This window comes from Proteus myxofaciens ATCC 19692, assembly GCF_001654855.1.
Lineage (GTDB): Bacteria > Pseudomonadota > Gammaproteobacteria > Enterobacterales > Enterobacteriaceae > Proteus > Proteus myxofaciens.
Genome location: NZ_LXEN01000081.1, coordinates 1 through 22,372, shown reverse-complemented (window position 1 = coordinate 22,372; position 22,372 = coordinate 1). Strand labels below are relative to the sequence as shown.

Annotated in this window: 23 protein-coding genes; 11 read left to right on the top strand and 12 right to left on the bottom strand. The window is 37.9% G+C overall.

Features of this window, described 5'->3' with window-relative positions:
* Nucleotides 1-18: 18 nt before the first annotated feature.
* Nucleotides 19-621 (top strand): nucleoid occlusion factor SlmA, encoded by a 603-nt coding sequence (gene slmA, locus M983_RS08585; RefSeq protein WP_066749667.1) that lies wholly within the window; start codon nucleotides 19-21, stop codon nucleotides 619-621.
* A gap of 290 nt (nucleotides 622-911) precedes the next feature.
* On the opposite strand, the gene pyrE is transcribed toward slmA, so the two are convergent.
* Together pyrE and rph are read right to left on the bottom strand one after the other, a co-directional pair.
* A complete protein-coding gene (gene pyrE / locus M983_RS08580) occupies nucleotides 912-1,559 on the bottom strand; it encodes an orotate phosphoribosyltransferase (RefSeq protein WP_066749666.1) in 648 nt (215 codons plus the stop codon).
* A gap of 80 nt (nucleotides 1,560-1,639) precedes the next feature.
* Nucleotides 1,640-2,356 (bottom strand): ribonuclease PH, encoded by a 717-nt coding sequence (rph, locus tag M983_RS08575; RefSeq protein WP_066749665.1) that lies wholly within the window; start codon nucleotides 2,354-2,356, stop codon nucleotides 1,640-1,642.
* 125 nt (nucleotides 2,357-2,481) lie between these two features.
* Here rph and M983_RS08570 point away from each other — a divergent pair, with 125 nt between their 5' ends.
* Nucleotides 2,482-3,345, top strand: a complete 864-nt coding sequence (locus M983_RS08570) for a YicC/YloC family endoribonuclease (RefSeq protein ID WP_066749664.1) — start codon at nucleotides 2,482-2,484, stop codon at nucleotides 3,343-3,345.
* 121 nt (nucleotides 3,346-3,466) lie between these two features.
* Here M983_RS08570 and M983_RS08565 read toward each other — a convergent pair whose 3' ends face one another.
* The 5 genes from M983_RS08565 to M983_RS08550 all read right to left on the bottom strand — a co-directional run bounded on the left by M983_RS08565 (nucleotide 3,467) and on the right by M983_RS08550 (nucleotide 6,823).
* The gene (locus M983_RS08565) at nucleotides 3,467-4,105 is read right to left on the bottom strand and encodes a nucleotidyl transferase AbiEii/AbiGii toxin family protein (protein WP_210433235.1); all 639 of its coding nucleotides are present in this window, start codon (nucleotides 4,103-4,105) and stop codon (nucleotides 3,467-3,469) included.
* 31 nt (nucleotides 4,106-4,136) lie between these two features.
* Complete coding sequence (locus M983_RS17995) at nucleotides 4,137-4,355, bottom strand: nucleotidyl transferase AbiEii/AbiGii toxin family protein (protein ID WP_210433234.1); 219 nt, start codon at nucleotides 4,353-4,355, stop codon at nucleotides 4,137-4,139.
* 2 nt (nucleotides 4,356-4,357) lie between these two features.
* Nucleotides 4,358-4,882 carry a type IV toxin-antitoxin system AbiEi family antitoxin gene (gene abiEi, locus M983_RS08560; RefSeq protein WP_066749663.1) on the bottom strand — a complete coding sequence of 175 codons (525 nt, stop codon included), beginning with the start codon at nucleotides 4,880-4,882 and terminating at the stop codon, nucleotides 4,358-4,360.
* A gap of 166 nt (nucleotides 4,883-5,048) precedes the next feature.
* The gene (murQ, locus tag M983_RS08555) at nucleotides 5,049-5,948 is read right to left on the bottom strand and encodes an N-acetylmuramic acid 6-phosphate etherase (protein ID WP_066749662.1); all 900 of its coding nucleotides are present in this window, start codon (nucleotides 5,946-5,948) and stop codon (nucleotides 5,049-5,051) included.
* A 311-nt stretch (nucleotides 5,949-6,259) separates the two neighbouring features.
* Nucleotides 6,260-6,823: a class I SAM-dependent methyltransferase gene (locus M983_RS08550; protein WP_066749661.1), complete on the bottom strand. Its 564-nt coding sequence runs from the start codon at nucleotides 6,821-6,823 to the stop codon at nucleotides 6,260-6,262.
* 466 nt (nucleotides 6,824-7,289) lie between these two features.
* Between M983_RS08550 and asd the strand changes: the two genes are divergently transcribed.
* On the top strand, nucleotides 7,290-8,396 hold the full coding sequence (asd, locus tag M983_RS08545) for an aspartate-semialdehyde dehydrogenase (RefSeq protein ID WP_066749660.1): 1,107 nt from the start codon (nucleotides 7,290-7,292) through the stop codon (nucleotides 8,394-8,396).
* 81 nt (nucleotides 8,397-8,477) lie between these two features.
* Here asd and gyrB read toward each other — a convergent pair whose 3' ends face one another.
* The 4 genes from gyrB to dnaA are packed head-to-tail and all read right to left on the bottom strand — an operon-like array spanning nucleotide 8,478 to nucleotide 14,524.
* The gene (gene gyrB, locus M983_RS08540) at nucleotides 8,478-10,892 is read right to left on the bottom strand and encodes a DNA topoisomerase (ATP-hydrolyzing) subunit B (RefSeq protein ID WP_066749659.1); all 2,415 of its coding nucleotides are present in this window, start codon (nucleotides 10,890-10,892) and stop codon (nucleotides 8,478-8,480) included.
* Nucleotides 10,893-10,912: 20 nt separating this feature from the next.
* Complete coding sequence (gene recF, locus M983_RS08535) at nucleotides 10,913-12,001, bottom strand: DNA replication/repair protein RecF (RefSeq protein ID WP_066749658.1); 1,089 nt, start codon at nucleotides 11,999-12,001, stop codon at nucleotides 10,913-10,915.
* Nucleotides 12,002-12,012: 11 nt separating this feature from the next.
* A complete protein-coding gene (gene dnaN, locus M983_RS08530; RefSeq protein WP_066749657.1) occupies nucleotides 12,013-13,116 on the bottom strand; it encodes a DNA polymerase III subunit beta in 1,104 nt (367 codons plus the stop codon).
* 4 nt (nucleotides 13,117-13,120) lie between these two features.
* The gene (gene dnaA, locus M983_RS08525; RefSeq protein ID WP_066749656.1) at nucleotides 13,121-14,524 is read right to left on the bottom strand and encodes a chromosomal replication initiator protein DnaA; all 1,404 of its coding nucleotides are present in this window, start codon (nucleotides 14,522-14,524) and stop codon (nucleotides 13,121-13,123) included.
* A gap of 721 nt (nucleotides 14,525-15,245) precedes the next feature.
* On the opposite strand from dnaA, the gene rpmH reads away from it, so the two are divergent.
* The 5 genes from rpmH (at nucleotide 15,246) to mnmE (ending at nucleotide 19,134) form a co-directional block, all read left to right on the top strand.
* A complete protein-coding gene (rpmH, locus tag M983_RS08520; RefSeq protein ID WP_004246509.1) occupies nucleotides 15,246-15,389 on the top strand; it encodes a 50S ribosomal protein L34 in 144 nt (47 codons plus the stop codon).
* A 17-nt stretch (nucleotides 15,390-15,406) separates the two neighbouring features.
* Nucleotides 15,407-15,766 (top strand): ribonuclease P protein component, encoded by a 360-nt coding sequence (gene rnpA / locus M983_RS08515; RefSeq protein WP_074388157.1) that lies wholly within the window; start codon nucleotides 15,407-15,409, stop codon nucleotides 15,764-15,766.
* Nucleotides 15,730-15,990, top strand: a complete 261-nt coding sequence (gene yidD, locus M983_RS17050; protein WP_012368639.1) for a membrane protein insertion efficiency factor YidD — start codon at nucleotides 15,730-15,732, stop codon at nucleotides 15,988-15,990. The genes rnpA and yidD overlap by 37 nt, the downstream gene beginning before the upstream one ends.
* Before the next feature lie 2 nt (nucleotides 15,991-15,992).
* The gene (gene yidC, locus M983_RS08510) at nucleotides 15,993-17,633 is read left to right on the top strand and encodes a membrane protein insertase YidC (protein WP_066749654.1); all 1,641 of its coding nucleotides are present in this window, start codon (nucleotides 15,993-15,995) and stop codon (nucleotides 17,631-17,633) included.
* A 136-nt stretch (nucleotides 17,634-17,769) separates the two neighbouring features.
* Complete coding sequence (gene mnmE, locus M983_RS08505; protein ID WP_066749653.1) at nucleotides 17,770-19,134, top strand: tRNA uridine-5-carboxymethylaminomethyl(34) synthesis GTPase MnmE; 1,365 nt, start codon at nucleotides 17,770-17,772, stop codon at nucleotides 19,132-19,134.
* Between the two features lie 259 nt (nucleotides 19,135-19,393).
* Here the strand turns inward: mnmE and M983_RS17535 are convergent, their stop codons facing one another.
* Nucleotides 19,394-19,564, bottom strand: a complete 171-nt coding sequence (locus M983_RS17535) for a hypothetical protein (RefSeq protein WP_167348678.1) — start codon at nucleotides 19,562-19,564, stop codon at nucleotides 19,394-19,396.
* Nucleotides 19,565-19,649: 85 nt separating this feature from the next.
* On the opposite strand from M983_RS17535, the gene M983_RS08495 reads away from it, so the two are divergent.
* From M983_RS08495 to M983_RS08485, 3 genes are all read left to right on the top strand, one after another.
* Nucleotides 19,650-20,045, top strand: coding sequence for an acetyltransferase (locus tag M983_RS08495; RefSeq protein ID WP_210433233.1), 396 nt, complete (start codon nucleotides 19,650-19,652; stop codon nucleotides 20,043-20,045).
* 345 nt (nucleotides 20,046-20,390) lie between these two features.
* Nucleotides 20,391-20,648: a helix-turn-helix domain-containing protein gene (locus M983_RS08490; protein WP_066749650.1), complete on the top strand. Its 258-nt coding sequence runs from the start codon at nucleotides 20,391-20,393 to the stop codon at nucleotides 20,646-20,648.
* A complete protein-coding gene (locus M983_RS08485; protein WP_066749649.1) occupies nucleotides 20,649-21,965 on the top strand; it encodes a type II toxin-antitoxin system HipA family toxin in 1,317 nt (438 codons plus the stop codon).
* The last annotated feature ends 407 nt before the right edge of the window (nucleotides 21,966-22,372 follow it).

Here is a 22,372-nt window from a genome sequence, read left to right as displayed (position 1 = left end):
GCAGGGGCCTTATCAGTCATGGCAGAAGAAAAAGAAATTAAGAAAAAAAGAAATAGACGGGATGAAATATTACAATCACTCGCTCAAATGCTTGAGTCTAGTGATGGTAGCCAACGCATTACAACAGCAAAGCTTGCTGCTACTGTGGGCGTTTCAGAAGCGGCACTTTACCGTCATTTTCCTAGTAAAACCAAGATGTTTGATAGCCTAATTGAATTTATTGAAGATAGCTTGGTATCACGCATTAATCTGATTTTAAAAGATGAAAAAGAGACTATTGCTCGGATTCGCCTTATTCTTATTTTAATCTTAGGTTTTGCTGAAAGAAATCCAGGCTTATCGCGTATTCTTACCGGCCACGCATTAATGTTTGAGCAAGATAGATTGCAAGGTCGTATTAATCAATTATATGAACGAATTGAAGTTCAATTAAGGCAAGTGATTAAAGAACGTAAAATACGCGAAGGAGTGGCATTCTCACATGATGAATCACTGTTAGCATCTCAACTTCTTGCTTTTTGTGAAGGCATGCTAGCACGCTTTGTACGCACTGAATTTCGTTATCAACCAACGAAAGAATTTGAAGCCCGATGGCCATTAATATTGGCTCAGTTACAATGAAATGATGGACTCGTGATTTAACTCAAAAAATTTGAAAATGACAACTATGCCGTTTTTTTGTTATTTGTGTTAACATGCCTACACTGATACTTGGGTATCTCACTGTATTTATCAGGAATGGCACCTATGCGGTTCCTACTTTGTGGCATTAACAATATGCTTGCCATAACGATAAAAAGTCCTTTAATAAGTCAATATCTGAGATAGTTCTCTCAGAAAGTTCATTGTACTACTCACCCCGCCCATAATTGGGCGAGGGCTTTTTTTTACTTCATTACAGTCTTTGTTGTTTATACATTAACACCATAGCGTTCACGATATGCTTTTACCGCGGGTAAATGTTGCGACAATGTTTGGTTTTCACTTAAGTAACTAATCAAATCATCAAGCGTAATAATCGCGTAAACCTGACATTGATAATCGCGTTCTAGTTCTTGAATAGCAGAAAGCGCTTCACGCCCTTTTTCTTGTCTATCTAAACTTAATAACACACCTGAAAGTGTTGCCTCATGTTGCTTAATAATTTCCATTGATTCACGAATAGCAGTGCCTGCTGTAATGACATCATCAACAATGACAACATCACCTTTTAATGGGCTACCGACTAGCGTTCCTCCCTCTCCATGATCTTTAGCTTCTTTACGATTAAAGCAATAAGGCATATCAATATCATGATGTTCAACAAGTGCTACTGCTGTTGTTGTTGCAATGGGGATACCTTTATATGCTGGTCCAAATAACACATCACAAGAAACATGATTATCCAGTAATGTTTGCGCATAAAACTGTCCCAACAAAGCCAAATCACGCCCTGTATTAAATAAACCTGCATTAAAAAAATAGGGACTTACGCGTCCTGATTTCAGCGTAAACTCACCAAATTTCAATACATTTTTTGCTAATGCAAGTTCGATAAAACGGCGTTGGTAGGCTTTCATGTTTCTCTCCTTTCAATGTTACTTAATGACAAATTTTAGGCATAAAAAAAGCGACTTCTCAGTCGCCTTAAAAATAGAATTTATTGTTTGAGCGCCTCTTTCTGCGCTTCAAATATCTTATCTAATCCCCCTTTTGCAAGGGAGAGTAACGAAAGTAGCTCATCATGGCTAAACGGTTCTGCTTCTGCCGTTCCTTGAACTTCTATCATACGACCATCATCAATCATAACAACGTTCATATCTGTTTGTGCGGCTGAATCTTCAACATATTCAAGGTCACACAAAGGCTCGCCATCAACAATACCGACAGAAACAGCAGCAACCATTGATTTTAATGGGCTTTTTTTCAATTTGCCGGCTTCAACCATTTTATTGAGTGCATCAACGAGTGCAACACAAGCACCTGTAATGGATGCCGTACGCGTACCACCGTCAGCTTGGATAACATCACAATCAACGGTTATCGTAAATTCACCTAACGCTTTTAAATCTACCGCTGCACGTAATGAGCGAGCAATTAAGCGTTGAATTTCCATAGTACGACCAGTTTGTTTACCACGAGCGGCTTCACGCGCATTACGGCTATTTGTTGCACGAGGAAGCATACCATACTCAGCGGTAACCCATCCTTGACCTTGGCCTTTAAGAAAACGTGGCACACCTTCTTCCACTGTTGCATTACACAGGACTTTGGTATCACCAAATTCGACTAAAACAGAACCTTCGGCATGTTTTGTATAATGACGAGTAATTGTAATAGGACGAACTTGGTTTGCTTGTCTGTCTGCTGGACGCATGGTGTTATCTCCGCTTTCTCTGACATATTGGGAGCGCATTATACGACCTAAAATCGCTTATGCCTATCCTGTATCGATACCTAAGGTTATAATCATTGCATCTTTTACTACATTGAGACCCTATTATGATCCGTAGCATGACCGCATTTGCGCGCCGAGACATTAAAAAAGAATGGGGTAGCGCTGCATGGGAATTACGTTCCGTTAATCAGCGATACCTAGAAACTTACATTCGCTTACCTGAGCCATTACGTAGTTTAGAGCCTGTTATTCGAGAACGTCTACGTAATCGCTTAACACGTGGCAAAATTGAATGTAACTTACGTTTTGATCTTAATACCCATAATCAAGGTGAGCTGACACTAGATGAAAATTTAGCAAAACAGCTTATTGCTTCTGCAAATTGGGTAAAAAGACAAAGCCATGAAGGTACGATAAGTCCTTTTGATATTTTACGCTGGCCTGGTGTTATTTCAGCCCAAGAACAAGATTTAGATGCTATTGGCACTGAGCTACTTGCAGAGCTTAATCTTGCCATTGATGCATTCATCGCCAGTCGTGAAACTGAAGGTGAAGCATTAAAAACCTTAATTGAACAGCGTCTAGATGCTGTTAACGATGAAGTCGTCAAAGTCAGAGCACAAATGCCAGAAATTTTACAATGGCAACGCGATCGTTTAACGAGCAAATTAGAAGAAGCACAAGTTCAAATCGATAATAATCGTTTAGAACAAGAATTAGTGATGCTAGCACAGCGCTTAGATGTCGCTGAAGAGCTAGATAGACTAGATGCTCACGTAAAAGAAACACGTAAAATTTTAGGCAAAAAAGAAGCCGTTGGTCGCCGTCTTGATTTTATGATGCAAGAATTTAATCGTGAATCAAATACACTCGCTTCAAAATCAATTAATACAGATATCACGAATTCAGCAATTGAGTTAAAAGTATTAATTGAGCAAATGCGTGAGCAGATTCAAAATATAGAGTAAGAAATTTCTTTCATTAAACCCTCTCTATAAAAACAATAAAGCCAGTATTAAAAATAAATATTGGCTTTATTAATGGAAATAGCTTCATAAATAACATTCAAAAAAAATCAAATAGATAAAATTAACCCATATCAAACGGTTTTTTTACTGCCCCATCATTAAGTAATTCAGATGCAATAGCATTTATCTCAGCCTGAACATATCCCCAATACTCAGGGTTATTGAGTGTTCGCTCTTTAATTTGCTTAGGAATAAAACGACTCATTTCCATATTGAAATCATTACGTACTTCATCTTCCAACATCAGTTTACTCAACTGCATAGACAATGCTTGTCGAAAATCTTCGATATGCTTATTTCTAGCAACAAGTTTTTTTTCAACCAGTGTCTTTGATAAATTAATACCACGTTGCTTAATCCAAACAATATCCCATATGTCACGAGGTTTTATACGCCTTGCACGATATGCTAATGCGATCAGTTTGTCAGCCAATGTTTCTTGTAAAGACTGTACTGGGACTAAAATCCCTTCTGTCGGTACAACGATATCGTAATGATTAATCAATGGACGCTTTTCAATATCGAATGACGGAATAGCACAAACGTCAATATGCATTTTTTGCCTTGGTAAATCAGGACGATTAGCCTCTTTTATAATACCAATTGTCCAAGAAACGGTATCTCCTTGTCGCTCACTTGAGGGCTTATTTACCCAAACTTCTGTTTCATACTTTTTCTGAATATAAGTTTGGATTTCCAACTCCAATCCTTCAAATTCAGATGGTTTGAAATCATAACCTTCCGTTAAAATCAAGATCTTCCGATAATCTACTGCTGTTGTAGCACATACGTAATGAGGTACCACCAATAAAGGTCAATCTTTGCATAACACCCTGTTTTATCAATACATCCATAATATCATGATGTAAAATTTCTTTTTCTATAACGGGAGTTATTGCTGCATAATCAGAATTTGCTTCAACGATTTGACGAATTTGTTGCTTTAACATATTTAGCTCTCCAACATATGTAGATTACGCTGACTATGCTTTAGATCCGCTATCGCTTGCGCTTTATGTGCCCGATACATTCCAATATCAGAATCATAGTACAAGTTGGGAATAATTTTCTCAGCTGGTTGTTTTGTATGAGTAAATTCAATCACACCATAGGGCGTATCAAAGCAGCCTTTTCGACCCTTCGTCATAACAGTGACTCTACCCATCACTACTTGAGATATATCCCCTGTATAACTGAGCTGGCTTTCTAAGCTAATATAGCTCAATACACCACTTCGTAATTTTTTGATAATTTTATAGATGGCTGATGCAGGCTCAGGTGGCGTAATAACACTTTCATATAAACCTTTTGCCACTCGCCTTAGTAGACCTTTATTAATACAATCTGTTAGAAATTTTCTAAATGCTGGGTCATAAGGTACACCAAGCATAAAAGCCAATTCAGTTGAACTATGAATACCACCACCCGCATTAACTGCTTTAGCGAATATGCTTAATAACTCATCAGATTTTGTCATAGGTATACACCAAGTTACCAAATAAGTAACTTACTGTATACTTTATTAATACTTGATACAAGTTAAAGGTATACATTTTGTTACCATATAAGTAACAAAATGTATACCTTTAAAATAAATATCTTAATAAATTTCAATCGTTATTAGTATTAAATCCACATAATCATCACTCACTCAGCGCCTTTCTAATAAACCCTTTATTTTGATTAAGCATTTGTGTGGCTTGTTGTGCATTAACATTGGCTAAGATCATTAAAATTGCGGTTTTACAGTGACGATGAGATTGCGCCAATGCATGTTCAGCAATAGCCCTTTCACATTCCGTTGCTTGCATCACAATATGTATTTGACGTTCAATCAGTTTGGCATTAGTTGCTTCTACATCAACCATCAAATTACCAAATACTTTGCCAATTTTTATCATCGCACTTGTGGTTATCATATTAAGAATAAGTTTTTGTGCTGTACCCGCTTTCATACGTGAAGAACCCGTGACAACTTCAGGACCCACTATGGGAGTTATGGCGATATCAGCGAGTTTAGCTATAGCGCTATCAGGATTACAACTTATGGCTCCTGTTGTTGTGCCTAATGATTTAGCATAGTTTAATGCCCCTATCACATAAGGCGTTCTTCCACTTGCAGCAATGCCAACTAAAATATCTTTTTGATTGAATTGCAGATGACGTAAATCTTGCTCACCTAATTCTAAATTATCTTCAGCATTTTCAACGGCACGTAGAATAGCTTGATGACCACCTGCAATTAAGCCGACAACCATCTCATGAGGAGTACCATAAGTCGGTGGGCATTCACTCGCATCTAAAATACCTAAACGCCCTGAAGTACCAGCACCACAATAGATAAGTCGTCCACCTTGATTAAACGCTTCTGCTACTTTATCAACCAATTGTGCGATATCAGATAACGTAGCTTCAACGGCGAAAGGAACTTTCTTATCTTCATTATTGATAACTTTGAGTATCTCTAGCGTAGAGAGCGTATCAATAGTTTCACTTTCATGATTTCTGCTTTCAGTAATAAGATTATTTAAATCGACTGCCATGCTATACACCAATATTTATAAATGATTTTAATATCATCTATTAAGCTAAAAAGAATAACAAGATACAAACATGGGATAGTGTGAAACGATAAAAATTGACAATACTTTATTGTCAATTGATAGATAACTCCTGCTTGTTAACACAAATACACGCTTAGAGAGGAACTATTTGTATATGCTACATATAATCCTGATAAATAGAAAAAATAGTATTCGACTTTAAAGTTATCTCTTTTTATGAGTAATCGTTACTTTTATTTAATAAAGAATATTAAAAAATCTTATTTATCTTTAATATAATATTTATTTTATTACCTTTGTTTAGGTGTGCAATAATAAACCCAAGCAGGTGGTACATTTAGCATGACACGTCTTTTTTCTAAGTGAAAATAACGAGATAATGTTTTTTCATAACGAGTTGTATATTGAAATAAAACAAAAACCCCCTGAGTATTTAATAGCTCTTGGTGAACTCGTTTTAATACTCTTAATCCTGTTTTTCTAGGAATGGATAAAAACGGTAAACCTGAAATAATCATATTATAATGACTATCTAATTTTTCTGCTGATGTGGTATAAATCGTTAAACGATTATCATCTATTTTTCGTAGTTGTGTAGCAAAACTTGGTTCAATTTCAAAAACATCCAGCGATGAATTTGCCGACATTCTTTTTAATATTTGCTGTGTTATTACGCCAGTACCTGCGCCTAACTCAGCAATTTGAACGTCTTGCTTCCAGTTAAACCTATCTAACATTTCATAGCATAACCAACGTGATGATGGCGCAATGGTTCCCATTGTTGTTGGCGATATTACAAATCGCTTTAAATACGAATAATAGGTTGATAATGGGATATAAGTAGAAAGATCCACCAGCGCCTCCTGAGGGCTTTTAACAAGGAAAATAAAAATAGAGCTAAATGAAAATCATTTATGATTACTTTTATTTATGAAATAAAATCATCTAAGTGGATGACACTGTTTTTAGTATAAAGCGTGGATCCCCATCTAAGTAAATACATTTTTCTTATATATTACACTCTTTTACATTTTTATATTTTTACCCTATTTTTTTAAACAATAATATATTTCTTTTTATTAAAAAAATGAAATAAGACATAACTAAAAAATATTTAGTTTTTACCGTCTTTTGTTTTTAACAACTTAGTGATATTTGTTCGTTATTACACTTTGTTTTGTTAACTCTATAAAGATGATAAGAAACGCTTCTAATTCTTTGCTCATTAATCAATAAATTCACTTGCACCTCTCTCTTTATTTTGTCAGGTTAGTATCAGGTCTCTTACTTATTCCGACAGACAAAGGCAGGGTAATTACAATGAAAAATGTTGGTTTTGTGGGCTGGCGTGGTATGGTCGGCTCCGTTTTAATGCAAAGAATGGTTGAAGAACGTGATTTTGATGGAATAAACCCTATTTTCTTCACTACATCTCAACTTGGTGAAGCTGCTCCCGCTTATGGTGAGCATCGCAGTACATTACAAGATGCGTATGATATTGATACGCTGGCATCACTCGATATCATTATTAGTTGTCAAGGTGGTGACTATACCAATGATATTTATCCAAAACTGCGCCAAGCGGGTTGGCAAGGTTACTGGATTGATGCAGCATCCGCATTACGTATGAATGATGACGCTGTTATTATCCTCGATCCTGTTAATGGTCAACATATTCAAGATAGCCTAAATAAAGGCGTAAAAGCCTTCGTTGGTGGAAACTGCACTGTGAGTTTAATGTTGATGTCATTAGGTGGATTATTTGCCAACGATTTAGTCGAATGGGCAAGTGTCTCTACCTATCAAGCCGCATCAGGAGCGGGTGCTCGTCATATGAAAGAGTTGCTATCACAAATGGGCTCTTTACATAATCAAGTCGTCAAAGAACTTGAAAATCCAGCATCCGCTATTTTAGATATTGAACGTAAAGTCACAAACTACACACGTAGTGGAGCAATGCCAACAGAACAATTTGGCGTGCCTCTTGCAGGTAGCTTAATTCCGTGGATTGATAAACAGCTTGAAAATGGTCAAAGCCGTGAAGAATGGAAAGGACAAGCAGAAACTAACAAAATCCTAAATACAGGCTCTAACATTATTCCTGTTGATGGTTTATGTGTTCGTATTGGTGCATTGCGTTGTCATAGCCAAGCATTCACACTGAAACTGAAAAAAGAGTTACCTGTTGCTGAAATTGAACAACTACTTGCTAATCATAATGAGTGGGTCAAAGTCATTCCTAACGATCGTGAACTCACCATTCGTGAACTGACACCAGCCGCAGTAACAGGTACATTAAGTACACCTGTAGGACGTATTCGTAAACTGAATATGGGGCCTGAATTTATATCAGCCTTTACGGTCGGTGACCAACTTCTTTGGGGGGCTGCAGAGCCTTTACGCCGTATGCTAAATATTTTGCGTTAATGGTTAAAACACCAAAAACACATACAAAAAAACCAGCTAACTAGCTGGTTTTTTTTATTATTTTATCAATACATAATTCTATTAAATATCGATATTAGCGGCTTTTAATGCATTCTCTTCAATAAATGCACGACGAGGTTCAACAGCATCACCCATTAAGGTTGTGAATAGCTCATCTGTTGCAATCGCATCTTTAACCGTTACTTGCATCATACGACGCGTATCTGGGTTCATCGTGGTTTCCCATAATTGCTCAGGGTTCATCTCACCAAGACCTTTATAACGTTGTACAGAAAGCCCACGGCGAGATTCTTTCGTTAACCACTCAAGCGCTTCTTCAAAGCTTTCAATAGCCTGACGACGCTCTCCACGTTCAACAAAAGCACCTTCTTCAATCAAGTTACCAATGATATCGCCTAAATTTGTAATGCGATGGTATTCGCTACTGTGAATAAAATCGTAATCTAATTTATAGTCTGTATCGACACCGTAAGTACGTATACGCAATACCGGTTCAAAAAGACGATTTTCATCATTTTGAGAGATAGTATAGCTGTAAGTACTACCTTGGTCTTCAGCCTCATTTAAGCGATTAACCAGGCCACTCATCCATGCTTCAACTCTCTCTTTATCGGCCAGTTCATCTTCAGTCAATGTTGAGTGATACACCAAGCTGTTTAACATGCTAAGTGGATAGATGCGCTCCATACGACGGATTATTTTATGCGCAGTATGGTAATCAATAACCAGTTTCTCTAGCTGTTCACCATGCATTGCAGGTGCATGCTCACTGATATAAAGTGCCGCGCCATCAAGTGCTATCGACATCAAATATTCATCCATCGCATCATCATCTTTGATATATTGCTCTTGTTTACCTTTTTTCACTTTATACAGTGGAGGCTGAGCAATAAAGATATGACCACGTTCGATGACTTCTGGCATTTGACGATAGAAGAACGTCAGTAGCAATGTTCGAATATGAGAACCATCGACGTCCGCATCCGTCATGATAATGATACTGTGATAACGCAGTTTATCTGGGTTATATTCATCACGGCCAATACCACAACCTAATGCTGTAATCAGTGTTGCAACTTCTTGTGATGATAGCATCTTATCGAAACGCGCTTTTTCAACGTTAAGAATTTTACCTTTCAGTGGCAAAATTGCTTGTGTTTTACGGTTACGACCTTGTTTTGCAGAACCGCCCGCAGAGTCCCCTTCCACTAAATACAATTCAGAGAAAGCAGGATCGCGCTCAGAACAGTCAGCCAATTTACCTGGTAAGCCGCCTAAATCTAAGGCGCCTTTACGACGTGTCATTTCACGCGCTTTACGCGCCGCTTCACGAGCACGTGCTGCATCGATAATCTTACCCACAACGATTTTGGCATCATTTGGGTTTTCTAATAAATATTCTACTAGTTTTTCATTCATCAGCGTTTCTACCGCAGTTTTTACTTCAGAAGAAACGAGTTTATCTTTTGTTTGTGAAGAGAATTTAGGATCAGGCACTTTTACAGAAATCACAGCAATCAAGCCTTCACGAGCATCATCACCCGTTGCACTGACTTTTGATTTTTTCTGATAGCCTTCTTTATCCATATAGCTGTTTAACGTACGTGTCATTGCAGTACGGAAACCGACTAGGTGTGTACCACCATCTCGTTGAGGAATGTTATTAGTAAAGCAATATACATTCTCTTGGAAACCATCGTTCCATAACATGGCGACTTCAACACCAATTCCGTCTTTTTCAGTAGAAAAATAGAATACGTTTTGATGAATAGGCGTTTTATTACGGCTTAAATATTCAACGAAGGCTTTAATACCACCTTCATAATGGAAATGGTCTTCACGGTTATCACGTTTATCAATTAAACGGATTGATACGCCTGAGTTTAAGAACGAAAGCTCTCTAAGACGTTTGGCTAGAATTTCGTATTGAAATTCAGTTTCACCTTTAAACGTTTCTAGGCTTGGCCAAAAACGAACATATGTACCTGATTTTTCAGTATCGCCAATGACTTTTAGACGATCATCAGGAACACCATGACGATAAATTTGTTGATGAATTTTATTATCACGGTGAATAGTTAATTCTAGTTTTTCAGACAACGCATTAACGACAGAAACCCCAACACCATGAAGTCCGCCAGAGACTTTATAGGAGTTATCATCAAACTTACCGCCTGCATGCAGAACTGTCATGATCACTTCTGCTGCAGAAACGCCTTCTTCTTCATGAATTCCTGTTGGAATACCACGACCATCATCGCGAACTGAGACTGAATTATCTGAATGGATAGTGACAATAATCTCATCACAGTAACCTGCGAGGGCTTCGTCGATAGCATTGTCAACCACCTCGAAGACCATGTGATGCAGACCGGTTCCATCATCTGTATCCCCGATATACATCCCCGGGCGCTTACGCACCGCATCCAGCCCTTTTAATACTTTGATACTTGAGGAGTCATATGTATTCGACATCAACGTTTCTCGCTTTATTCCTATGGTTTAACCTCTATTTTGCCACGTTCTACGCTAAATAGCCTGCTATTTACATCTAGCATATCTTTTACTTGCCCAGGTGTTATTGCACTAACAAACACTTGAGCTTGCGTAGATTTTAGACGCTCGGCTAATAACTGACGCCGATTAGCATCTAATTCGGAAGCAAAATCATCGAGCAGATACAGGCATCTTTGCCCATTCTTACGAGTGAAATATTCACCTTGTGCCAGCCTTAAGGCACACATTAATAGCTTAAGCTGGCCTCGTGATAACATATCTTCTACCGGCGTGCCATTCGCTCTAATGCGCAAATCTGCTTTATGAGCGCCTAGCGAGGTATATGTTAACATTTTATCGCGTTCAAATTGACGCGCTAATAATTCTGCATAATCTGTTTCTTTATCCCATCCACGTTGAAAACTCACTTTTAACGTAAATTCAGGTAGAAACAGTTGGCATGTCTGTTCAATATCTTTCGCAATATCTTGCGTATATTGCGCTCGCCATTCACTTATCTGCTCTGTTAAGGAGATAAGCTCTTTATCCCAAGGCATCAACTGGCGATAAGATGATGCTTGTCTTAATGCTGCATTGCGTTGTTTTAATACCCGTTTTAAATCTGACCATGCAGCAAAAAATTGAGGTTCGTTATGAAAGCAACCCCAATCGATAAAAGCGCGACGATATTTCGGTCCGCCATTAAGTAATGTAAAACCTTCTGGCGTTATTAACTGCATTGGCAATAATTTTGCTAACTCTGCAATTTTATGTCCGTCACTGCCATCAATACGAACCGTGCTATTGCCATCGCGATCTTTACTTAAACCAACAGAATAACCGCGACTTTCTTCATTTTTTCCTGCTAAACGACCATGAAGAAAAAACGTATTTTCATCATGTTGAATAACGCGGCTTGCTTGAGCACTTCGAAATGCGCGTCCATGCCCTAATGTGTATATCGCTTCAAGTATACTTGTTTTACCACTCCCGTTAGGTCCGACAAGGAAATTAAAACCATCAGCTAAGGCTAAATCCGCATCTTCTATATTTCTAAAATGACGGATTAATAAACGGGATAAAATCATAGTAGATACAATTATAAACGCATAGGCATAACAACATATGCCGCTGCAGAACTTGCTTCATTTTCTACTTGAACACTAGATACCGCATCTGTTAGTAACAGTTTAACATCTTCACATTTTAATGTGTTTAAGACATCAAGCAGATAGCTTACATTAAAACCAATCTCCATATCCTCACCTTGATATTGAACATCAACAATTTCTTCTGCTTCTTCTTGTTCGGGATTATTAGCCGTAATTTTTAATTGGCCATTGGTGAGATTAATACGTACACCGCGAAATTTTTCATTTGATAAAATCGCAGCACGAGAAAAGGCTTGTTTAAGGATATCACAACCTGCAATAACGGCTTTAGTTGGATTTTTTGGTAATACGCGACGATAGTCAGGAAAGCGCCCATCAACCAGTTTAGAAGTAAAAATGAAATCACCCACATGGGCACGTAGATTATTACTTCCAATTTGCAGTTGTAATAAGCTTTCACCACTTCCATCAAGTAAACGCATTAACTCAATAACACCTTTACGAGGCACTATAACTGAGTGACCAGGTAAGGATTGTCCGATATCCATAGAACAGACAGCTAAACGGTGACCATCTGTCGCGACAGTGCGCAGTTCCGTGTTTTCCGTTTCAAATAGCATACCATTGAGGTAATAACGCACATCTTGATGTGCCATGGAAAACTGAGTGGATTCAATCAAGCGTTTTAATGTCGCTTGAGGTAACGTAAACTCAACATCACTTTGCCAATCATCTAAGTTAGGAAAGTCAGTTGCAGGTAGCGTTGAAAGTGAAAAACGGCTACGACCTGAGCGCACCAATAAACGCTCACCATCAAGTTCAACACTAATTTCAGCACCATCAGGTAATCCGCGCCAAATATCAAAAAATTTACGCGCAGGCACCGTCGTTGCGCCATTCTCATGAGACTGGCTCAGCTCTACTCTGGCCATCATCTCCATTTCAAGATCAGTACCTGTTATCAATAAGGCATTGTCAGTTACCTTAAGCAACAAGTTGCCTAAAATAGGTAAAGTTGGGCGACCACTTAAAGGGCCGCTAACTTGTTGCAGCGGCTTTAGCAGCTGTTCACGTTCAATGATAAATTTCATAGCGCTAGGATGATAATGTTCTGATTAAGTTAGAAAAATCTTCTTTGATATCGTGACTTTCTTCACGCAACTGCTCTATTTTTCGACAAGCATGAAGCACTGTTGTATGGTCACGACCACCAAAGGCATCCCCGATTTCAGGCAAGCTGTGGTTTGTTAATTCCTTTGCCAGCGCCATTGCCATTTGCCTAGGACGGGCAACCGATCGGGATCGTCGCTTTGATAATAAATCGGCCACTTTAATTTTATAATATTCTGCTACTGTTTTTTGAATATTATCGATAGTGACTAATTTTTCTTGCAAGGCAAGTAAATCGCGCAATGCTTCACGTACAAAATCGATAGTAATCGCACGACCTGTAAAATTTGCATTCGCTATTACCCGATTTAATGCACCTTCAAGTTCACGGACATTAGAACGAAGTCGCTTAGCAATAAAAAAAGCCACTTCATCGGGTAGTTGGATTTGATTCTCATCCGCTTTTTTCATCAAAATCGCAACTCGAGTTTCGAGTTCTGGTGGCTCAATTGCGACGGTTAAGCCCCAGCCAAAGCGCGATTTTAATCTATCTTCAACACCATTTATCTCTTTTGGATAACGGTCTGAAGTTAAAATAATTTGCTGATTACCTTCTAACAATGCGTTAAAGGTATGAAAAAATTCTTCTTGTGAGCGCTCTTTATTCGCAAAAAATTGAATATCATCAATGAGTAAAGCATCAACAGAACGATAATAACGTTTAAAATCTTCTATCGCATTGTTTTGTAGCGCTTTTACCATATCTTGAACAAAGCGTTCAGAATGCATATAAACCACTTTTGCATTCGCTTTACGCTCCATAATACTGTTACCTACAGCATGTAATAGATGCGTTTTACCTAAACCTGTCCCACCATATAAAAAAAGTGGGTTATAGGCGCCACCAGGATTATCAGCAACTTGCCTTGCGGCTGCTCTTGCTAATTGGTTAGATTTACCTTCAACAAAGTTATCAAACTTATGTTTAGGATTGACATTAGAACGATAGCTTAATTCTGGTAACTGAGATGAAGGCGGATTATCCCAGCTAGGGCGTACAGGCTGACTTGTATTCGTCGGTGTATTATTCACCGATGGATATGTCACTGCTTTGGGAACATTTTCTGTCGTACTGGCAGAGGCCGGCTTATTACCAACTTCAAAACGCAATGAAGGGACTTCAGAACCACAAAAATCCATTAATAATTCATTAATGTTATTAATGTATTTTTCTCTTACCCAATCTAACACAAAGCGATTAGGTGCATACAATGCCAGCGTATTATCGCAAAGCTCTGCCTGCAAGGGACGTATCCACATACTAAATTCAGTGGCAGGTAACTCATCCTGCAACCGGGCAAGACAATGCTGCCAAAGCGAAAGTGACACGGCGGACTCCCCTCAAAACAAGACTAAAAATAAACAGGAAAAATGTGGTTAAACACTAGGTGCACAACACCGTTCCTCTTCAATTCTTAATAAGGAACAACTTATGATGACAACGATTATTCACATCGTGAGTCACGATCGCAGATTGGTCTTTCTGATCGTGACGGGGGATCATATCGTAAAACGAAACGAAGATCCTCTTTCTTTTACACAGTTTTTATAGTTTTTATCCACAGGCTTGCCCGTTTTCGATAATTCATCATAAATAAATGAGCAAAGGCATTCTAGTCTACTTGAGTCATCCCATAAATAGCAATTGGGGATAACTTTCTCTTTATAAAAATATCTCATTATTATATACATTGATCAATTATCTGCCAGTTGATCAAGCAAAGATCCTTGCGCTTTAACCGTTAGTACGTATAATCTTGCACCCTGCATGCTTGTACCAATAACATCTTTTCTCTTCGTCTTTTTAGACGTCGATAAAGGATTAACGTTAAGCATAAGCAAGGATTGAACATCGGGTTTGCTAAAAAAGACGACAAAAATCGGTACTTAAAGCATCATCTTCATTGACGCATTAGAGTGATTTTATTACAATCCCGCATCTTTCCATCATTGATGCTGCGATTGAAGTATCAGTTTGTTTATTTATAGCAGACTAGTCTGTCAACGCATTTGCTGAATCAGTAATTATATTAAGTAGGTAGAAATCGCTATGAAACGCACTTTTCAACCGTCTGTACTGAAGCGCAACCGTAACCACGGCTTCCGCGCTCGTATGGCCACTAAAAATGGTCGTCAGGTTCTGGCTCGCCGTCGTGCGAAAGGCCGCGCTCGTCTGACCGTTTCTTCGAAATAATTAAAGCTAACCATTCCGTGGTTAAGCTCGCTTTTCCAAGGGAGTTACGTTTGTTAACTCCCAAGCATTTCAATTTTGTTTTCCAGCAGCCACAACGTGCGAGTTCACCAGAAATAACAATTTTGGGTCGCCAGAATGAGCTGGGGCATCCCCGCATCGGTCTCACTATCGCAAAGAAAAACGTTAAACGTGCTCATGAGCGTAATCGTATTAAACGATTAGCGCGTGAATACTTTCGTTTACATCAGCATCAATTACCCGCGATGGATTTTGTGATATTAGTAAGAAAAGGGGTTGCTGAACTTGATAACCACCAATTGACGGAAATGTTGGGTAAATTATGGCGTCGTCATTGTCGCTTGGCTCAAAAATCCTGATCTTGCTGATTAGGGGCTATCAACTGGGGATTAGTCCTCTGTTGGGGCCTCGTTGTCGTTTTAATCCTACGTGCTCTCATTATGGAATTGAGGCATTGCGCAGGTTTGGAATGATAAAAGGGAGTTGGTTAACTGTGAAACGCATATTAAAATGCCACCCTTTACACGAAGGTGGTGATGATCCTGTCCCACCTAGAAAAAACGACGATAACAGAGAAAATTAACGATGGATTCGCAACGCAATCTTCTATTCATCGCTTTGCTGTTCGTTTCTTTCCTGATCTGGCAGCAGTGGGAGGGTGATAAGACATCACAAAACACCACCACTACTACTCAGGTCTCGCAACAAGCGGACGTGCCAAGCAGTGATAGTCTTGCTGTGACTGGTAACAGCAATGAGCAGGCAAAATTGATTACCGTAAAAACTGACGTACTTGATCTTCAAATCAATACGCAGGGCGGTACAATCGATGAGGCTGATTTGTTAGCCTATCCCGCCGAGCTTAACTCAAATACCCCTTTCCGTTTACTAGAAACGACACCGCAATTCCTGTATCAGGCACAAAGTGGCTTAATTGGCCCTGATGGCCCAGATCAGAAATCTCGCCCTGTTTACAGCACAGATAAAAAAGAATTCATTCTTGCTGAAGGTCAAGAAGAATTACGTGTACCTATGACTTATGTGAATGAAGAAGGCGTTAAATTCGTCAAAACCTTTGTTCTGAAAAAAGGTCAGTACAATATCAGTGTTGATTATAAAATTGAGAACACGACAGATAAAACGCTGACAATGAATTTCTACGGTCAGTTAAAACAATCTGTTAAGTTACCAGAACATCGTGATACAGGAAGTAGCAACTTTGCACTTCATACCTATCGTGGTGCTGCGTATTCATCAGATGAAACAAACTATAAAAAATATAGCTTTGGTGATATCGAAGATAAAAATTTATCGCTAACGACCAATAATGGTTGGATTGCGATGTTGCAACAGTACTTCGCTACTGCGTGGATCCCAACAAAAGATAGCCAGAATAATAATTTCTACTCTATCACTTTAGATAATAAATCTATTGCATTAATTGGTTATAAATCAGCTCCATTGATAATCGCACCAAATGCTACTGCTGATATCGGCTCTACATTATGGGTTGGTCCAGAAATCCAATCTGAGATGTCCGCTATCGCACCGCATTTAGATTTATCAGTAGACTATGGTTGGTTATGGTTTATTTCTCAGCCACTGTTTAAATTGCTGAAATTTATTCACAGCTTTATCGGTAACTGGGGTTTCTCCATTATCGTTATTACCTTTATTGTTCGTGGTATCATGTATCCACTGACAAAAGCGCAATATACGTCAATGGCGAAAATGCGTTTATTACAACCAAAATTAGCGGCACTTCGTGAGCGTATTGGTGATGATAAACAGCGTATGAGCCAAGAAATGATGGCGTTATACAAACAAGAAAAAGTGAATCCTCTGGGGGGTTGTTTACCTCTGATTATCCAGATGCCAATCTTCCTTGCCTTGTATTACATGCTGATGGGTTCTGTTGAATTACGTCACGCACCATTTATTCTTTGGATACAAGATTTATCAGCACAAGACCCGTATTACATTCTGCCATTATTAATGGGTGTGACAATGTTCATCATTCAGAAACTGTCGCCAACAGCAGTCACTGATCCGATGCAACAAAAAATCATGACCTTTATGCCAGTTGTATTTACAGTCTTCTTCTTATGGTTCCCATCAGGTCTGGTTCTGTACTATATCGTCAGTAACTTAGTGACCATTCTCCAGCAACAATTAATTTATCGTGGTCTGGAAAAACGTGGCTTACATAGCAGAGATAAAAAGTAAGACATCATAGGAAAAAACGCTTCCTTGGTTACATTCAAAGGAAAGTGACATAAAATAGCGAAGGCGGTCTTATATGACCGCCTTCTGTTTTTTATTTTTTATCTATTAATAAATATTCTGATTAAGCGAGTACACCATGCATAGCACTGATACTATCGTCGCTCAGGCAACACCTCCTGGAAGAGGCGGTGTTGGTATCCTGCGCGTTTCTGGCTCTAAAGCTGCCGATGTTGCACAAGCCATTTTAGGTAAATTACCAAAGCCTCGTTATGCTGATTATCTGCCTTTTCTTAATGATGATAACTCAGTGCTTGATCAGGGTATTGCCCTCTTCTTTCCTAATCCACACTCATTTACGGGTGAAGATGTTTTAGAACTACAAGGTCATGGTGGCCCTGTTATTCTTGATTTGCTTTTAAAACGTATTTTACAAATTCCAGGCGTGCGTATTGCAAACCCTGGTGAATTTTCTGAACGCGCTTTTCTCAATGATAAACTCGATCTTGCACAAGCAGAGGCAATCGCTGATTTAATTGATGCCAGTTCAGAACAAGCCGCACGCTCTGCCATTAATTCACTACAAGGCGCATTCTCATCACATATCACAGGAATGGTTGAGTCTTTAATCAACCTACGTATTTACGTTGAAGCCGCCATTGATTTTCCTGATGAAGAGATTGATTTTCTCTCTGATGGTGTGATTGAAGGCAAGCTCAATACTGTTATTGCAGAGTTAGACGATGTTCGCGCTCAAGCGCGTCAAGGTAGCTTATTGCGTGAAGGCATGAAAGTCGTTATCGCAGGTCGCCCTAATGCCGGTAAATCAAGTCTATTGAATGCATTAGCAGGAAGAGAAGCAGCAATTGTCACTGATATTGCTGGTACAACTCGTGATGTACTGCGTGAGCATATTCATATTGATGGTATGCCACTGCATATTATTGATACCGCAGGCTTACGTGAAGCAAGTGATGAGGTTGAGCGTATTGGTATTGAACGTGCTTGGCAAGAGATTGAGCAAGCTGACAGAGTGCTCTTTATGGTTGATAGCACAACAACACAAGCAACAGCACCAGAAGATATTTGGCCTGAATTTATGGCGCGTTTACCTAGTACGCTTCCTGTTACCGTCATCCGTAATAAATCAGATTTAACTGGCGAAAATGTCGAAATTACTGAGCAAAATAACTACCCAATGATTCGCTTATCAGCACGAGATGGTATGGGAATCGAGCTATTGCGTGATCATCTAAAAGAAGCAATGGGTTTTAACAGTAATACAGAAGGTGGATTCTTAGCGCGTCGTCGCCATTTACAAGCATTAAATACAGCAGCTGAGCATTTACAACAAGGTTATGAGCAATTGGTTTATGCAAAATCAGGTGAGTTATTAGCAGAAGAGTTAAGACTTGCTCAACAATCATTAAGTGAAATCACAGGTGAATTTACCTCTGATGATTTATTAGGCCGCATTTTCTCAAGCTTCTGTATTGGTAAGTAATGCCACAATTACCTGCTATACCGCGTAAAAGTGACATTACCGGTTATAGCGGGTAAATAAAGCACCACACACTATATCTGATATAAATGATAACCCTCTTGTTACTTATTCATGCAGCTTGTTTTTTATACAATTTAATGATTGTCCATATTCATATATGTTGCTATATTAGCCTACGATGAAGATCAATAGGAGATAACTATGGCTACTACCTCTTTCAGTAAAAGCTTTGTTGTCAAAGATGAGCATTCTATAAGTCTTATCCAGCACGACCTAAGCCATCCACGCCACATAAAAGTCGTAAAACGGGATTACGAAGTAGAAAATAGACAAGGGATTGCGCTATTAAAACAACGATTGTCCAACTTGGAAAACTCTTAAAAGAATTTGGTAAAGAAAATACCATTAAGCTTTTAAATAGTTTTGCCAATTCCCTTAATTGCGATGTTGAAAATTTTTTAATTTCACCGACTAAAGCAATTAGATTTGAGCAAACAAGTAATGCAAGAACTTATTTGATATTAGATTATGAGGGAAAAATTTTAGCTTATTTCTCGCTATCCTTTAAAGAGCTGATACTAGACAAGGCTAAATTAAGTAAAACAAAAGTGCAGCAACTTGATGGGATATCCCGAAAAGCAGAAAAAATTAAAGTATTTCTTATTGGTCAATTAGGAAAAAACACAGCAATCGTAGATAACCCTATTTCTTTAAGCATTATTTTAAATGAAATTTATGCTGTTCTATCAGAAGATAACGCTTTGATTGGTGGTCGTATTATTATACTAGAGTGTGAAGATAATAATCGATTAATACAGCTTTATAAACAATATGGTTTTACATTAATTGAAATAGAAACGAATACATCGTCTTCACTTAGAACTTTATATATTCATATATTGAATAGTTGATTTTTAAATTATTAGAAAATAATTGGTATTAAGATCTAGATACCCACAATATTTTTCTATCCCATAATTTTTAATAATAAAAAAATATAACTCGTTTCAATTCAGAGATTGAATTATTTTTTACAACTTTAAAGCTTATATAAATGTAAAGAACTTAGTTGTCTAACCATTCTCAATAGCTACATGTAATAGCCGCATATTCTCAAGCTTCTGTATTGGTAAGTAATGCTACAATTACCTGCTATACCGTGTAAAAGTGATATTACCGGCTATAGCCGTTAAATCTTGATCTACACGCTATAACGGGTATATTAGATATTAACGTCTATAACAGGTAGAACAACAATGGTCATCATTAATGCTTATCAGCTCAGCGTTCATCTAAAAGATGTGCGATTAAGAAAAAAGCTTTCTCAAGGTAAAGTTGCTCAAAAAGTAGGAATTCGACAAGATACGGTTTCTAATTTCGAACTGAATCCTAACTCCACCAAATTAGAAACTTTTTTTAAACTTCTCTCTGCACTTAATTTAGAGATGGAAATTCATCCTAAAGATGCTAAAAATAATCCTACACGTAAAAGTGAGTGGAAAGAGGAGTGGTAAATGGCAAGCCTTGATGTATATATGAATGAATATTATGTGGGTGTTTTTACCAAAAAAAACTCAGGTGCGCATTCATTTCAATATACTGAAGAATGGGTTAATAGAGCAGGAAGTCGTCCAATTTCTCTGTCTATGCCACTACAACTTCAAGAGTATCAAGGAGACAGTGTTTATAATTTCTTTGATAATCTATTACCTGATAATACTGAAATAAGAGATCGGATTGTCAGCCGTTATCAAGCCCATTCAAATCAGCCATTTGATCTGTTAACTGCGGTAGGTGCTGATACGGTTGGCGCATTAAGATTACTTCCTAAAGGAAATACACCCACCGATATCAAAAAGATAGAATATGATAAACTTAATGACGCTCAACTAGAAAAAATATTATTAGGATATCAATCAAATACACCTCTAGGTATGCTCGATGAATATACTGATTTCAGAATATCCATTGCAGGAGCACAAGAAAAAACGGCGCTATTGTTTTATAAAAATCATTGGTGCTTACCTCATAATAGTACACCTACAACACATATTATGAAGTTGCCGATTGGTGTTATAGAAAGTCATTCTTACACCATTGACCTATCCAATAGTGTAGAAAATGAATATCTTTGTACCTTAATAGCTAAAGCCTTTGAGCTTCCAGTTCCCCATTGCTCTATCCTTCAATTAAAAAATATTAAAGCACTCGCAGTAGAACGTTTTGATAGAAAATATGCCTCAGATAATTCGTGGATAATGCGTTTACCTCAAGAAGACTTTTGCCAGATCTTAAATATACCTTCTGCTCTAAAATATGAAAGCGAAGGAGGACCAGGGATTATTGATATTATGAATTATCTACTTGGTTCCTCAAACGCGGATCAAGATCGTTTTCATTTTATGAAGGCTCAAGTTTTATTTTGGCTTTTAGCTGCAACAGATGTCCATGCTAAAAATTTTTCAGTATTTATCAATCAAGAAGGACGTTTTCACCTTACACCTTTTTACGACATTATGTCTATGTACCCAAACTTTGGTGGTAGAGGCCTTAATTCTCGAGATGCTAAACTCGCGATGGGATTACAAGCGAATCGAGGTAAAAAATACGCCATAGAACAAATATTTCCTCGTCACTTTTACCAAACAGCGGAAGCTGTCGGCTTTCCCCTTATACTAATGACTGAAATACTTAATTATTTTTATCGGAATATGGACAATGCAATAAAATCGGTAAAACAACAACTTCCTACAGATTTCCCTACTGATATTAGCAATAAGATACTTGATGGAATGAAAAAACGTTCTGCGCGATTGGCTAATATTGAGTAGTACTTTTCTATTAATTTATATATAACGAAATTTCAATACAAAGTAATTCAAATTGCTTTCTTATATTCTTTTTCACTTTTGATATTCTTATTATTAAAATATTTAAATTTATTTAATCATTAGTTTCAATTACGCAACCGTTTACTTTTATCACCTATAAAAAAAAGAGAAAATAAATTCTAAATAAAAAACAAATAATACTTATTATCATGTTTTTTAATGATCTAAATATAGAAAATAAGCCTGTGACAATGCTAAACTCCGCCTTTAATTAACTGGGGTATTCACCCTTCTTTTGTTAAGAGTTTATCGTGAGAACGCTTTTTTTTACTGCGCTAACAACGGGTATTCTTTCTGCCGTTTGGGCTTTTGTTGCTAACCAATTGGGTTTATTAAACTGGGCTGGC